Below are 15024 nucleotides of genomic sequence, written 5' to 3' on the forward strand. Positions count from 1 at the left end.
CGTCCTCACACCGTCTTTAACGGCCTTCATTTTTTCCCTAAACTACCCTCCCCCTATTTTCCTGCCCTGCAAATCGTATTTTTACCGCATGTTCGATTTCAGGTTAAAAGTTTTCCATACGGTGGCCAAGCGGCTCAGCTTCACCAAAGCGGCGGAAGAGCTGTTCATTTCGCAGCCGGCCGTCACCAAGCACATCCACGGGCTGGAAGAGCAGCTGGGGCTGGCATTGTTCGAGCGCATCGGCAACCGCATCCGGCTCACCCAGGGCGGCAGGCTCCTGCAGCAATACGCCAGCCAGATATTCCTGCTCTACGGCAACATGGAATATGACCTCCACCAGCTGAAGCAGGACTCCGGCGGCCTCCTGAACATCGGCGCCAGCTCCACCATCGCGCAGTATTACCTCCCGGGCGTATTGGCCCGCTTCAACCAGGAGCACCCCGCCATCCGTACCTCCCTCATCAACGGCAACACCGAACAAATAGAACAGGCGCTGCTGGATAAAGACATCGAAGTGGGCATTATCGAAGGCCATTCCCGCAACCCGCAGCTGAAATACACGGAACTGGCCAAAGATGAGATCGCCCTCATCTGCAACGCCCGTTTCAAGCCACCGGGGAAAGGCTCCCTCACCAACGAAGACCTCCGAAAAATCCCGCTCCTCGTGCGCGAGCACGGCTCCGGGACCCTCGAAGTCATCGTCAACGAGCTCAAAAAACTCGAACTGAAGCTCACCGACCTCAACGTACTCATGCACATGGGCAGCTCAGAAGGCATCAAATCCTACCTCCGCGAAGCCCCCTGCGCCGCGTTCCTCTCCCTCCGCGCCGTACAGGCCGAACTGGATAGCGGCGCCCTGAAAGTGCTCCCTGTCAAACAATTCAAGCTCATCCGGAAATATCATTTCATCCACCCCCAGGGCCAGCAACATAAACTCGCCCAGCTGTTCATGAAATTCGCCAAAAAACAGTCTGACTGACACGCATTAAAAATCCCCGTGGCGCCGGCGCCACGGGGATTTTACTTTCACACCGGCATTGGCTTACAAGGCCTCCGTGGCCGTCTGCAAATCCAGTTTATTCCAGTCTTTGATGTTGATTTTCAGGGTATGGTTCCCGGGAATGCTTACCTGCACTTCCTTTTCCGCCGGCTTTACCGCCGTCAGCAAAGCTGACGCCGCAAATATCTTCACGTTCCGCACGCCGCTCCGGTTACCCAGGCGCAATTCTCCCAGCTCCGGCGCCACGTTCACTTCGCACTCCTTACCTGCGCCGGAAGCGATGCCGCTGATCGTCAGCGCGCGCACCTGGTCGCCCACCAACCTGGAAAAAGTAAAGGAGAAAGGCTGCTCTTCCTGCATGGCGATCTTCACCTGCGATGCGTCCGCATTCATCTTCACCACGTCTACCTGCCCAGGCTTTGTTTGCACGCCTTCCAGCTTCACGGTGGTACCGTCCGGCAGGATGGAATTGTAGGTATACGTGCCTTTGCCGTTGCCGACGATCCTGCGCGACAGCTCCGCGCCTTTCGGCAGCATATACGCACCGTCCACGAGGTAGCAGGGCATGGAATCGGGAATATTGCTGTACAGCTTCCCGTTGAAATTGCCGGTTTTACGGCCTTCCGCGTCGGTAATCTCCAGGTCCGCCGGGCTCAGCAGGAAGTCTACCACGAATTCCTTCAGCCCGAAAACACCGGAATACGGAAGGTCATGATCGCTGTAGAGATACTTGCCGTTGCTGATATTTCCCAGCGTGATCTTTTCCGCGCTCGAAACCTTGATCAGGTTTTTCTTCGCATCTTCCACGTGATAATCGAAATGCAGGATGCCGTTTTCATTCCGGAAGCGGATATAGCAATCCGGATTTTCCGGGTGGTTGCAATCCCAGCAATACAGGCGCACGTCGTGCAGGTCGTTGACGGTCGAAGTTTTCTGCGCATTCAGCTTCGCGCCTTTGTGGCCTTTCGGATAGCGGAATTTGTAGGGCATGATGCAATGGGTGGACCCCAGCTTGCTGGCATACCCTTTATCCCATATCGCGCCGGAAGGAATGAAGAACAACAGGGGCGCCTGGTGCGCGTCGCAGCCTTTCTTGAACACCGTTTCTATCGCGCGGGCCGTCTGTTCCACCATCGCCAGGCCTTTGCGGCTCTGGTCATGGAAATGAATGAGGCTGTCCCGGCTCAGGAGCCGCCCATGCACCCAGGTCAGCTTCGCGTGGAGCTTGCTGCGCGGTGTGGTATAGGTATCGTTGTCGCCTTTCCAGAACTTATCCGCCACGATGCTCGACAGCGCCGTACAGAATCCCGTTGCATACCCGCCCTTCGCTTCTCCGAGCAGGTATTTGTGATACAGCCCGTAAAACGCGCCCGTCAGCGGTGCATTCCTGAACATTTCAAACACTACTTCCGCGGTACCGAAAGTTTCCTTAAACCCTTTCCAGGAAGGCGCTCCGTCCTTGAAGTTGCCGAATGCGAAATTGTGCTTTCCGTATTCGAAAGGAATGCCCAGCTCCAGGACTTTCTTCGTCGACACTTTATTGCTCACCATCCCGTCGGGATTGTGGATCTGCAGGATGTATTCGGCTGCCTGCATATGTACCGCGTCTTTCGGCACGAGGAACGCCACTGCCGTTTCCGTCACCGTGGGCGTTACGGCCGACTTCCCGTTGATCAGCACATACGCGCCGGGCAGGAAGCCCTGTCCCGTAATGGCCATCACTTCGCCGGGGATCAGCACGTCGGGCACTTTATCGATACGGGGCTTCACCCACACCGCATAGGGATTGCTGTAAATATTATCGGACTGGCGCAGCACCCGCAGCACCTGCCTGCCCGCTTTCGCTTTCGCGGGAACTGTAGCCGTAAGGCTTTGGTCGGGATTGAGGGTAGCTTTCAGCACGCCGGCGTTCTCCATCACCACTTTATCGCCTTTTACGAAAGCAGTGCCGCTGATGGTGATCTTGTTGCCGGGGAAAGTATACGCCGGTTCCACTTCGGTGATAAAAGGCCGGCTGAGTAATTCCTCCCACTCATCCTCGCTGAAGGTGAAAAATTCCAGTGTCCCGTTCCTGCCGGCGGATTTGCCTTTGGGCCCTGTTTTGCCGGGTTGGCCTAATGCGCCGGTCTGCCCGTCGCGCCCTGTACGGCAGGCGCCGATGTTGCCGGATTTACCGCCTCGGCCGCCGGGGCCGCCATCCCCACCAACACCACCATCGCCTGCGTCTCCGCCATCGATTCGCGGGGTAAAGGGGCTATCAGAGATGGATTTTTCCAGCATGCCGTCGGGCACGCCGATGAGGACGTAACCGCCATCGCCACCGTTGCCGCCCTGTCCGCCGTTACCACCCGGACCGCCGTCTCCTCCATGCCCGCCGTTACCGGCTTCGTGGTTGATCCAGCAGCGTGTTTTGGCAACGGATTCGCGGCCTCTTTTGCCGTCGGCTCCTCTCCCGCCATGACCGCCGCGCTGGCCTTTGCCGCCGGTGCCGCCGTCTTCGCCGCGGAGATCGAAATTGGGTACGTTCACCAGTTCCTTCACCCACAGCTGCACATTTGGCGCGGGGCGGCCGGTGGTGCCGTTTACGCCTGCATCGCCGCGTTTGCCGGGCATACCATCGCGGCCGTGATCGGTGCCGGGGATGAGCACCACGCCGGGGAAGCCTTGTCCGTCGAGCGAGGCGTCGTCGGGCATATGCGCGGGTTTGCCCTGCGGATGTTTCCAGGTGATGAGCGCATTTTTGCCGCAGATGAGTTTATCCGCGATGAGCATCAGCGTGTGGATTTCAGGGGCGATTTCGAGGGTGGTGTTGCTGAGGTCGAGTGTGCCGGCCATGATCACCGCCGTGTCCGCCTTGATCTTTCCTTTAACCGGCGCATTGAGTTTGATACCGGCTTTCGGGGACGCGATCATGTGCCAGCCGGCCGTTACCTTGTACAGCGGCTTTTTCAGCACGAGGGGGCTGAGGTCTGTCAGCAGTTTTACGCCGAACTGTTGCCGGATCTGGCGGATCTGTTCGAGCATGGCGCTGGTTTGTGCGGGATCGGATTCTACTTTCACCGCTACTTTGCCGCCGAATTTCTTGTTGAATTTTTCTTCCAGCTTCTTCGCGTTTTCCACGCGGCCTGCCAGCAGTTGCGGCGCGGGGCGCAGCTTGATGAGCCGCGCATCATCGTCGGCCTCTCCGGGTACGATGTGGTTTTCAACGGGTGCGGGAACGATGGTTTTCCTGCGCCGGGAAATGGTTTGCTTCTTCTGGATCGTTTTCATGTGGATCTTTTTTTTGGGGGTTGATGAATTAAAAAATTGTTGCGGTTAACCAACGGGAGCAAAGATGGAAATCCGTGAAAAGAAATGACTGGTGGAATTAATCAATGGTGTTTCCGGGTTAACGGGAACCGCAAACGGGATAGCCGGGGTATGTGAGGAAATGAAAAAGCCCCCGGTCGCGGGGGGCATCAAATTAAAATACGGCGGCATGCACAGTATCCATCCCCGGAAATCATCCCGGAGCCATTATGTAAAATGCTTACAAACGCATCAGCACTCGGAATAATCCGAAGAAAACGTACCGTTCACGGCGTACAGCGAATCGATGCGGATATCGGTACCATCGGCCAACCGGAACCATTTTTCGCCGTCCTTCTCGAACAATTCCCGGATCAGCCCGTTTGCGCGGGTTACACCGTTGTCTTCATACAATACGGAAGCCGTTTGCTGCTGTTCGTACAGCGCCACGATCAGCTCATGGAAAGAGCCTTTTGCAGGGAGGGTTTTTCGGGTGTCGCTCATATTGCGAAGGTACGGATTTGTGCCGAAGCGCGCCGCCGGGATCGTGGGTGCTGTCATCCGGATCGTGGTTGTCGCGCAAAAAAAAGAGCCGCCTGGTGAGGCGGCTCTTCGTTTTATCTGCGGACAGGATTATTCCACGTCTTTCGTCGTGTTCAGTTCCACATACTTCGCTTTCCGCCCTCTCAGCCTGATGTTGAGCAACTCCACGATCAGCGAGAAGCCGAGGCAGGAGTAGATGATGCTCTTGCTTACTTCCTGGTGGAAGCCGCTGGCAATCAGAACCACGCCGATTACGACGAGGAATGTCAGCGCCAGCATCTGCAGCGTAGGCTGTTTGTTAATGATGCGGGTTACCGGGCCGGCAAACAACATCATGATGATGATCGACACCACCACCGCGATGATCATGATGATCACATTTTCCACGAGGCCCACGGCCGTCAGGATGGAGTCGAAGGAGAAGACCGCATCCACCAGCACAATCTGGAACAAAACGGCGCCCAGGCTTTGGTACACCTTTTTGGCCTTATTGTCTTCATGTTCGGTGGATTGCAGCTTGTGGTGGATTTCAAGCGTGCTTTTCACGATGAGGAACAGGCCGCCGGCCAGGAGGATAATGTCCTTCCAGCTGAGTGGTATGACCGTACCATTGATCCATTTGAAATCTACCACCGGGTCTTTCAGCCCGATGATCCAGTTGATGCAAAGCAGCAGCGCCACCCTGAACACCATCGCGAGACTCAAACCCACGTTACGGGCTTTCCGTTGCTGGTGTTCGGGCAGTTTACCCGCCACGATGGAAATAAAAATGATGTTGTCGATGCCCAGCACAATCTCCAGGAAGCACAGCGTCAGCAGGCTGATCCAAACGCCAAGGTCGGCGAAGTCGGGTAAGATGAATTCCATTTATCGGTGTTTACAGGTTCAGTCGAAATCAAAAAAATCGCCCAGGAATCCTTTTTTCTTCTTGGGATACTTGTGGCGGTCGTCGTAGTAATCCTTGTCGCGGTGGTCGTACCGGCGCTGATCTTCGCGGGAGCGGTCGTCGTAGCTCCGCTGATCGCTGCTGCTGCTGCGGCGTTCGTCGTACTCCAGCAATTTGTCCAGCTCGCCTTTGTCCAGCCAGATGCCCCGGCAATTGGGGCAATAGTCTATCTCCACATTATTACGCTGCGACATCAGCAACGTTTCGTTGCAATTCGGGCATTTCATCTTATAAGGTTTTATAATTTACGTAAATAAATGATCCCGTTCCTTCTTATACAGAAAAAATCGGGCCGCCCCGGATCCGGGGAAAAGTGTGGAAGGATCAAAACAGGCTGAACCTGTGGAGGAAATTATAGTACGCAGGCCGCGCCCAGGCGCCGCCGGTATAATGGGATTCGCAGGCCGCATACAGTGGTACGGCGGCCGATTTCCTGAAAAACTGTTGTTGCTTGTGTTGCTTTTGCTGCCGCGTGGCCGCTTCCAGCCGGAGGCTGACTTTACACGCTTCGGGGATTTCGTTTTCGTGGTGGATGGATTCGGGCACCCGCACCATCCGTTGCCCCCCGCCGTCGGGGAACACGTCGGGCATGGCGGATACGAGGCTCAGCAACAGCAGTACGATGATGCGGAACCGGGCGCCGGGGGTCATATGTGCGGCGGGATTATGCATAAGCGAGCACGGCCAGCATCTCGCGCTGGAGGGATTGGCCCTTGTCGTCGTTATACCATTTCTGGATTTCTGTCTTTATCGTCTCGAAATCTGCGTTTTCCGCTTTCAGCTGGTCGTACACCGCCTGGCACGCTTCGGGCCGGGGCCCCCAGGTGAAAAGGTCCTTCCCTTCCGCATCGCGGGAAATGAGCTTGGGAATGGATTTGCCGCCGTTGGTGAGATAATGCTGAATGAGGAAAGGTTCCGCATCGCGGAGCTGGTATTCCGTGGTAACGAGCGGATTGAGCGCCGCCAGCATCTCCAGGAACGGGATGTTGTGGCGGCATCGCCGCACCAGGGCTCGGTGATGATCACCCAATGCTGCGGCTGGGTGATACGGGCCATCGCATCGCGCATACCGGGCGTGATTACACCCGTTTTGAACCAGCGCTGCTGCCGCGACCAGTTCAGCCGGGCATAATTGAGATAGTCCGGGTTATTATAAGGTGCGGGCGGCTCCGGGTTGTTGATGATGTGCTCGAAAATCAGCAGGTAATTCGCAAAGTCCATGTCACTGTTCTTTTAAGCAGGAATACCGGATCGCTCCAGCCATCCCCCGATGATTTTTTTAAATGCGACGGCGGCATGATGCACCTGCACCTGCCATTCTTCCGCGGCATTGCCGTCGGCCCCGTCTGAAATATATTTAAGGCATAGGAAGGGAATCCCTTCTTTCCGCGCGATGAGCGCCAGCGGATACGCCTCCATGTCGATGACGTTGTAATCGTCGGTTTTGTGGTCCATCTCGAAGCTGTCGCCCGTACCGCAAATGCCCTGCGGCAGTCCGGGCAGGGAAAGCCCGTATTGCAGCACGGGCTCTTCACCGGAAAGGGGCGTTTCATACAGCCGGAAACCGAGGCCGCGCACGTCCATATCGCGCTGGATGAACTGCGTGCAACACACCACCTGGCCCCGGGCGAACGTATGGCTGCCGGCGGAACCGAGGTTCACGATAAGCGAGGGTCGGTTTTGCTGCAGATATTTTGCGAGATGGTAGGCGGCGTTGACTTTGCCGATCCCTACGATGAGGGGTTTGCAGGCGTCAAATTCCCCTGCCGCTTCCGATTCCAGCGCAAAAACCAAAAGCGGTTCCTGCTGCAGGAGTGCTGAAATATGGTCCAATCCTTCGTTTCCGTTAATCATATAACTACTTCAAATAATGTAATCCCCAAAAATCGATATCAAATTTACGATTTTTACCCCAAATGGTTTGTCTTTAACGTTTCACTAACAGGAAAACGGGCCGCATCCCCGCGCGCCTTTTTTACGTACATTTATATCATTTCCCATTACCAACCTTCGCAGGCAGGACAGCATCATTCAGGCATGGACATTCATTATTAGCGCCTGCGGAACAAACCCCACCATCGTTATGCCACAATATGTCATCGAACGCGATCTGCCGGGAGCAGGGCAGCTGACTCCCGACGAACTGAAGGCCGTTTCCCGGACCTCCTGCGATGTGCTGGACAAACTCGGGCCAGACATCCAATGGGTGCACAGCTACGTCACCGGCGACAAGATTTTCTGTATTTACCAGTCTACCGGCGAGGCGCTGATCCGCGAGCATGCGCGCCAGGGCGGCTTCCCCGTCACCGCGATCCATGAGATCAAATCGGTGATCAACCCCGCCACGGCGGGCTGACCGGCATCCATCCTTTTCCCATACGCGGCGCAGGGTGCCATCCTGCCGCTCCAACTTACGTTCGCGCCATCCGGCGCCTTTGCCCGCGTACATTCTACTCAGCTTCCCTCTCCGCGCGGGCACATTCGCAGCGGCAGCGTTAACGCGTGCCATCTCCCCCAATGCACCATCATGATAAGCAGCTTGGCGTTCTGCCTTATCCTTCTTACTTTTACCGCGTTTCCCCCTGTCACATATTTGGCTTATCATTAACATGTAATTGTACGCAGATGTTTTAATTTTGGCGGCAGAATGCATAACGCGCGCCTTCACATCGCGTACCTAAAACGAGAAACCGGACCATGCCAAAGCTCAGACCGCCGAAGAAACGAATCTTTAGAGTGTTGATTATCACCGTGGCTGCCTTCCTGCTGCTCATTGCCACGGGCGCCATCGTACTATATACGCAGCAGCAGCGGATCACCGCCATGGCCGTCGCCGAGCTGAACAAGCAATTCAAAGGCGAATTGTCGGTTGCCAGCAGCAATATCACCCTGTTCAAGAACTTTCCGAATATTTCCATCGCGCTGCACGATGTGCGCTTCTTCCCCGACAAATCGCGCCGGGGGCAGCCGCTGTATGAAGTCGAGCACCTGTATGTGGGCTTCAGCCTCCCGGGGCTCCTCAGCGGCAAATACCATGTGCGCCGGCTGTTCCTGAAAGGCGGGTACGTGGAACTGGTGCGGGAAAGGAACGGCAATTTCAACATCGTGGAAGCCAAGACCGTGCAATCTTCCCGCCCCTCCGCTCCTGCAGCGGACTCCGCCGCGCTGGATATCGACTTGCGCAAAATGGTCATCCGCGACATGCGCATCGCCTATCTCGATAAATCCAGCGGCCAGCGCATCACATCCCAGATCGACAAACTGACGGCCTCCTTCAAAAACAACGAAACTGAATTGTCCGTGGGGCTCGACGCAGACCTGGAAGCGGATGCCACCAGTCCGGCAGACACTACTTTCTTCCGCCATAAACACCTCGTGCTCGACATCCACGCCGATTATAATAAATCCACCCGCGCCCTGCGCATTCCCACCGGCAGCATCCGCCTGCAGGACGCCGCCTTCCGCCTGGAAGGCACCGCCACGCTGGGTACGCCCGCGCAGGTCGATTTCACCGTTAAAGGCGACAAGCCAGATATAAACCTGCTCGCCGCTTTCATCCCCGGCGATGCCGCGGCCATGCTCGAGCCCTTCCGCTACGACGGCCGCATTTATTTCGACGGTAAAATCAAGGGCATCCTCGCCAAAGACACGCTGCCGCTCATCGAAGTGGCTTTCGGCTGCGAGGACGCCTGGTTCCTCAACCAGAAAGCGGGCAAGAAAGTCGACAGCCTGGGGTTCCGGGGCACATACACCAACGGCGAAGGCCATTCGCTGCGCACTTCCGAGATACGGCTTTCGAACGTAGCGGCGCGCCCCGGCAAAGGGATCTTCGCGGGCAATTTCGTGATCCGCGACTTCACCGACCCCAAGGTGGTACTTCAACTCAAATCCGAACTGGAGCTGGGCTTCGTGGGAGAATTCCTCGGCATCCCTGACCTGCAGCATATTACCGGCACCGTTAAACTCGATATGGACGTCAAGGAACTGACGGACCTCGACCTTCCCGAGCAATATCTCGGGCAGCTGAAAGACGGTGTGCAGAGCGAGCTATCGGTAGAAGGGCTGTCGTTCCGCATCCCGGGTTACCCGCACCCCGTGCGCAATATGCACCTGCATGCCGAAATGCGCAACGGGCAGGTGGTGCTCGACACGCTGGGCCTGCGTGTTGGCGGCTCCGATTTCCGCGCCAGCGGCAGCATCAGCGACCTCCTCGCCCTGATCCATGCGCCGGACAAGCCGGTCACCATGCGCCTCAAGGCCGGGAGCAATACCATCCGGATGACGGACATCTTCGCGGCCGATACGGCCCTGGCGCGCAAGGCCACGGAGGAAATCCGGGGCTTCCGGCTGGATGTGTCTTTATCGACCTCCGTTCGCCAGCTGCGCAACCCGGCGCCGCTGCCAAAGGGGACGCTTACGCTCCACCAGCTCGGTGCAGCTTTCAAGGAATATCCGCATGCTTTCCGCGACATCGGCGCCACGCTGCACATCGGGGATACTTCGCTGACATTGCGGGAATTCCGGGGAAATATCGACGCCAGCGACTTCCGCATGTCTGCCAGGGTGAACAATTACGCTATGTGGTTTAAGCCGGTAAAGAAAGGAAAAACGATGGTGGCGTTCGATTTCAAGTCGGCCCGGCTGGCGATGGAAGATCTCCTGGGGCCGAGGAGCCGCCAGCTGATCCCGCCAGGTTATCAAAAGGAAGAAGGCGCCAACATCTGGCTGCGTGCCAAAGCGGATCTGCGGTTCGACACCACGTTCCGCTTCGCGAAGATCAAGCTGGCCAATATTTCCGGGACGCTGAAGCAACACGCCCTGCAACTGGACAAAATCACCGGCAACATCCTGTACGGCGCCAACAAGATCCTTAAGGTGGATTCGCTCAAAGGCGCCATCGGCCGCAGTGATTTTGACATCAGCTTCCGTTTGTTCAACGGGAAAGATTCGCTGATCAAAAACCGCACGAACTATTTATACTTCCGCAGCAAGTTCATCGACGCCGACCAGCTCGCCGGGTACGACTTCACTGCACAGCCCGCAACTGCCGCCGCCGCCAATCCTGGCACGGCCAACAAAACCAAAATGGTGGCCGACTCTACAGCCCACGCGAAAGCTTTCAATATTTTCAAGGTGCCTTTCCCGGTTTTTGAAGTGAAGGCAGACATTGGCCGGTTCCGGTACAACCGTTTATGGTTGCAGGGGGTAACGGCGAAATTGCGTGTGCAGGAAGACCATTACATCCATCTCGATACGCTGGGCATGAAAGTGGCCGGTGGCGTCATGGGCATGCGGGGTTATTTGAATGGCAGCGATCCGGAGAAGATCTATTTCCGCAGCCGCATCAAAGTAAATAATGTGGACATGGAGAAAATGCTCATCAAGCTCGACCATTTCGGGCAAGACCTGGTGATCAATAAAAATATCAAAGGCAGGCTTTCCGGCAATATCCGCAGCCATGTGCAGATACACCCCGATTTCGTGCCCATCCTGCACGACACCAGGGCCGAGCTCGATGTGGAGATCCACGACGGCAGCCTGGTGGACTTCACGCCCATGCAGGCCATGGCAGGGTATTTTAAAGATAAAAACCTCCGGAACGTACGTTTCGATACGCTGCGCAACAAGCTCACCTTCACCAACGGCGTACTTAATATTCCGGCCATGAACATCAACTCGTCCCTGGGTTTCATGGAAATTTCCGGCAAGCAGTCGCTGGACCTGAAAATGGAGTACTACATGCGCGTTCCCATGAAAATGGTGACGCAGGTCGGTTTCCAGGCGTTGTTCGGCGGGAAGAAGCAGCATGAAGTGGATATGGACCAGGTGGATGAAATCGAGTACCGCGACACGGATAAGAAAGTCCGTTTCATGAGTATCAAAGTTACCGGCACACCGGACGATTTCAAGGTGGGATTGGGAAAAGCGAAAAGTAAATCCTGATGTGAACTTCTTTCTGCCATTCCTTTGAATTTGAGTTTCTTTTTTGGTGAATAATTGCCTATTTTGCACGTGCCTACCTTAACAACGCCGTGCATTCCCTTGCAAATGTGCACGGCATTTTCACCTATTTCAGATCATGAAGATGAAAGCATTCATCGGGATGTCGCTGATTGCCGTCCTGACAGCCGCACCGGCCATTGCCGTACCTGCGGCAGACACTTCTATTGCCGTTATTCCCGCTCCCCAGCATGTCAAGCATGGAAAAGCCCAGTTTACGCTGAACGCGCAAACCCGGATCATTGCCGCACCAGGTAACGACACCCTGCAGCAGGTGGCCCGCGACCTGGCGGCAGCCCTCCGGCGGCAAAGCGGGTTGAACCTGCAGGTAACAGCCGGCAAAACCGCAACATCCAACGCCATTACATTGCGGCTGCAATCCGACACGCTGGGCGATGAAGGCTACCGCCTCCAGGTGCAACCGGGCCTCGCCGCAATCACGGCTTCCAAACCGGCAGGTGCGTTTTATGCGGTGCAAACTTTACTGCAACTCCTGCCCGCGAAAGCCCATGCAAAACCGGTTTTACCCGCGGTTACGATTTCCGACAGCCCCCGTTTCGGCTGGCGCGGGCTGATGCTGGATGTGGGCAGGTACTACTACCCTGTTTCGTACATCAAACAGTACCTCGATTACATGGCCATGCACAAGCTCAACACTTTCCACTGGCACCTGACGGAAGACCATGGCTGGCGCATCGAGATTAAGAAATACCCGCGGCTGACGTCCGTCGGCGCCTGGCGCAACGGCACACAGATCACCAATAACCGCATCAACCATCAGCCGCACGGCGGCTTCTACACGCAGGAAGAAGTAAAGGAAGTGGTGGCCTATGCCCGTTCGAAATTCATTACCGTGGTGCCGGAGATCGAAATGCCGGGCCACAGCATGGCGGCGCTGGCGGCGTACCCGGAGCTTTCCTGCACAGGCGGGCCATTCGAAATGCCGGTTAACTGGGGCATCCGGAAAGAAGTATTCTGCGCCGGTAATGAAAAGACGTTCACCTTCCTGGAAGACGTATTAAGCGAAGTTGCGGAACTGTTCCCCGGGCAAACGATCCATATCGGCGGCGACGAATGCCCGAAAGACCGCTGGAAGGCTTGCGCCCGTTGCCAGGAAAGGATCAAAAGTAACAAGCTGAAAGATGAGCACGAGCTGCAAAGCTATTTCATCACCCGCATCGAAAAATTCCTTCAGTCGAAAGGCAAACGCATCATCGGCTGGGACGAGATACTGGAAGGCGGGCTGGCGCCAAACGCAGCGGTGATGTCGTGGCGCGGCACCCAGGGCGGGATACAGGCGGCGAAGCTGTTGCACCCCGTGGTGATGACGCCCAACCATTTCATGCACTTCGACTACTACCAGGGCGAGCATTCCCTCGAGCCCTACTGCATCAGCGGCTTTGTTCCGCTCCGGAAAGTATATGATTACGAGCCTGTTCCCGCAGAGCTCACGCCCGAAGAATCCAAATTCATCCTCGGCGTGCAGGCCAATATCTGGTGCGAATACATCCACAGCCCGGAAAGAGCTACCTATATGACCTTCCCCCGGGCCGCCGCGCTCGCGGAAACCGGCTGGAGCAGCAAAAACCGCAAGCAGTGGGACGATTTCACCCGCAGGATGGAAACGCAATACCAGCGCTACGAACAGGCAGGCATCGGCTACGCCACCAGCGCGTATAATGTGGCGTTCAGCGTGAAGAAAGACTCCGCCCGCAACAAGGCCATCGTGACGTTGGAGACAGACAGCTACCGGCCGGAGATCCGCTATACCCTCAACGGCGATGATCCCACGGCGGCATCACGCCCTTATCATCAGCCTTTTGAAGTGGAAATGCCCGTCAACATCCGGGCGGCGGTTTTCCAACAGGGGAAGCTCCGCGGCAAAGTGAGCGCTACCGCTGTATTACGCAATTCGAAATAATACTCACCTCCCCCCCAAAAAAAGCTGCCCCCGGAAGAGGGCAGCTTTTTTTTACGTCTATGAGAACTCGGGAGAACGCAATGGATTACTTGTATTCTAGCACTGGTATAGGAATCTGAGCGATATAAATGGAAGATTTCCCTTCGTGGGACGAATAATACGACGCCCACAATTGGTTCTTCCATACCAGCATGCCCGGGTAACTGCAGTCGCCGCCGCTGGGCAGGGGGATCGTTTTTCTCACTTTCCCGTCGGGGCCGGCCACGTGCACCACCATGCTGTGCTTCGGCTTGTACTGGCGCGTACCGATGATGAGGGTTTCTTTATCAAGTAGCAACAGATCCGGGCCGCCGAGGCGGTGATCCATTTTCGAGAAATTCCAGGCAGTATAAGGTGCGTCGGCCGTAGCGATAACGCCCATCTGGTCGCCGGCTTCGCGGCGGATCACGACGTACATCTTCCCGTTTTCGTCGAACCGGATGGTGCATTCGTTCGGCTCGCCGTCCAGGTTCAGCCGGGAAACATGCCTGAAATATTTGCCATCGGTGGTGCTGACGAGGTAGATCTTGTCTAACTGGTAAAGGATGCCATAGCCGGTACCGTTATGCCAGGTGAGCCGCCATACCCAATCGGACCATGAAGCGATGGAGGGATCTACAGTGCCTTCTTCCGGTGTGCTGAAAGTAGTCCCGGAGGCATCCGACAGGGAGATGAGCGGTTTGCGGCTGATGACTTTCTTGCCTTCATGCGCTTCCACATCCATCAATACCATTATGCGGTTTTGCGGGGTGATGGATAGCTTCGGGTCGCGCACGTCCCTGTCTTTCACTTCGAGCAGGGCCACGCTTTCCCAGGTTTTGCCGTCTTTGGAGCGCAATATGCGGGCCTTGCCCCCCACGCCGGATACGTGCCCCGCTCCTTCACGGAACGAGCAATAGAAAGCGCCTTTGAAACGGATGAGATCCGTGAATGCGTTGTGTGGCGCCTGGTCCCAGATTTTGTTTACAACCGGGGCCTGGTTTTCCGTTACGGCCTTTTTGCTTGCGGAACAAGCCTGCAAGGCGATGGCGGCCGCGATTAGCAGCGACGAGTATTTCATTGGCTGATCGTTTGAAATGAAAATTATGTTTCGGTCAGGATATCTTTTGTAAAAGCTGCAGCATGCGGTCAACGATCCTGCTTTCCGCATCCCTTTCCAGCAGGCTGTTCCGGCAGCGCCAGGTTTCGTAACCGCCGCGGTCCATTTCAAGGGCCGGCGGCACATAACCGACGTTCGCATTGGCGAGGCCGATTGTGAAGTAAGCATCAGTGTGCTGTTTGAGCTGC

Annotated in this window: 12 protein-coding genes and 1 pseudogene; 4 read left to right on the plus strand and 9 right to left on the minus strand. The window is 56.2% G+C overall.

Translation table 11 applies throughout. The features are described from left to right. The coding region (locus Q0510_RS00495) for a LysR substrate-binding domain-containing protein (RefSeq protein ID WP_333863833.1) at positions 1-979 on the plus strand (979 nt) is incomplete at its 5' end. Positions 980-1042: 63 nt separating this feature from the next. Here the strand turns inward: Q0510_RS00495 and Q0510_RS00500 are convergent. The 7 genes and pseudogenes from Q0510_RS00500 to Q0510_RS00530 form a co-directional block, all read right to left on the minus strand. Beyond that, a complete protein-coding gene (locus tag Q0510_RS00500) occupies positions 1043-4270 on the minus strand; it encodes an IPT/TIG domain-containing protein (RefSeq protein ID WP_298707255.1) in 3228 nt (1075 codons plus the stop codon). A 270-nt stretch (positions 4271-4540) separates the two neighbouring features. After that, positions 4541-4849 (minus strand): hypothetical protein, encoded by a 309-nt coding sequence (locus Q0510_RS00505; protein WP_298707256.1) that lies wholly within the window; start codon positions 4847-4849, stop codon positions 4541-4543. 72 nt (positions 4850-4921) lie between these two features. Beyond that, positions 4922-5698: a TerC family protein gene (locus Q0510_RS00510; RefSeq protein WP_298707258.1), complete on the minus strand. Its 777-nt coding sequence runs from the start codon at positions 5696-5698 to the stop codon at positions 4922-4924. Between the two features lie 18 nt (positions 5699-5716). Further along, entirely contained in the window at positions 5717-6004 is a 288-nt protein-coding gene (locus tag Q0510_RS00515; protein WP_298707260.1) for a zf-TFIIB domain-containing protein, read from the minus strand. 97 nt (positions 6005-6101) lie between these two features. Further along, positions 6102-6428 (minus strand): hypothetical protein, encoded by a 327-nt coding sequence (locus Q0510_RS00520; RefSeq protein ID WP_298707262.1) that lies wholly within the window; start codon positions 6426-6428, stop codon positions 6102-6104. 13 nt (positions 6429-6441) lie between these two features. Next, positions 6442-6998, minus strand: a pseudogene (locus Q0510_RS24815) (thioredoxin family protein). Between the two features lie 12 nt (positions 6999-7010). Next, complete coding sequence (locus Q0510_RS00530) at positions 7011-7631, minus strand: hypothetical protein (protein ID WP_298707266.1); 621 nt, start codon at positions 7629-7631, stop codon at positions 7011-7013. A 229-nt stretch (positions 7632-7860) separates the two neighbouring features. Here Q0510_RS00530 and Q0510_RS00535 point away from each other — a divergent pair, with 229 nt between their 5' ends. From Q0510_RS00535 to Q0510_RS00545, 3 genes are all read left to right on the plus strand, one after another. Then, positions 7861-8133 (plus strand): DUF4242 domain-containing protein, encoded by a 273-nt coding sequence (locus Q0510_RS00535; RefSeq protein ID WP_298707268.1) that lies wholly within the window; start codon positions 7861-7863, stop codon positions 8131-8133. A 341-nt stretch (positions 8134-8474) separates the two neighbouring features. Next, positions 8475-11720, plus strand: a complete 3246-nt coding sequence (locus Q0510_RS00540) for an AsmA-like C-terminal region-containing protein (protein ID WP_298707269.1) — start codon at positions 8475-8477, stop codon at positions 11718-11720. A gap of 136 nt (positions 11721-11856) precedes the next feature. Further along, on the plus strand, positions 11857-13698 hold the full coding sequence (locus Q0510_RS00545) for a family 20 glycosylhydrolase (protein WP_298707271.1): 1842 nt from the start codon (positions 11857-11859) through the stop codon (positions 13696-13698). Between the two features lie 85 nt (positions 13699-13783). Here the strand turns inward: Q0510_RS00545 and Q0510_RS00550 are convergent, their stop codons facing one another. Continuing rightward, complete coding sequence (locus Q0510_RS00550) at positions 13784-14797, minus strand: hypothetical protein (protein WP_298707273.1); 1014 nt, start codon at positions 14795-14797, stop codon at positions 13784-13786. A 34-nt stretch (positions 14798-14831) separates the two neighbouring features. Continuing rightward, positions 14832-15024: hypothetical protein (locus Q0510_RS00555; RefSeq protein WP_298707275.1), on the minus strand; the 193-nt coding region annotated here is incomplete at its 5' end.

The sequence above is a fragment of the uncultured Chitinophaga sp. genome (assembly GCF_937874145.1).
In the GTDB taxonomy this organism is placed as follows: domain Bacteria; phylum Bacteroidota; class Bacteroidia; order Chitinophagales; family Chitinophagaceae; genus Chitinophaga.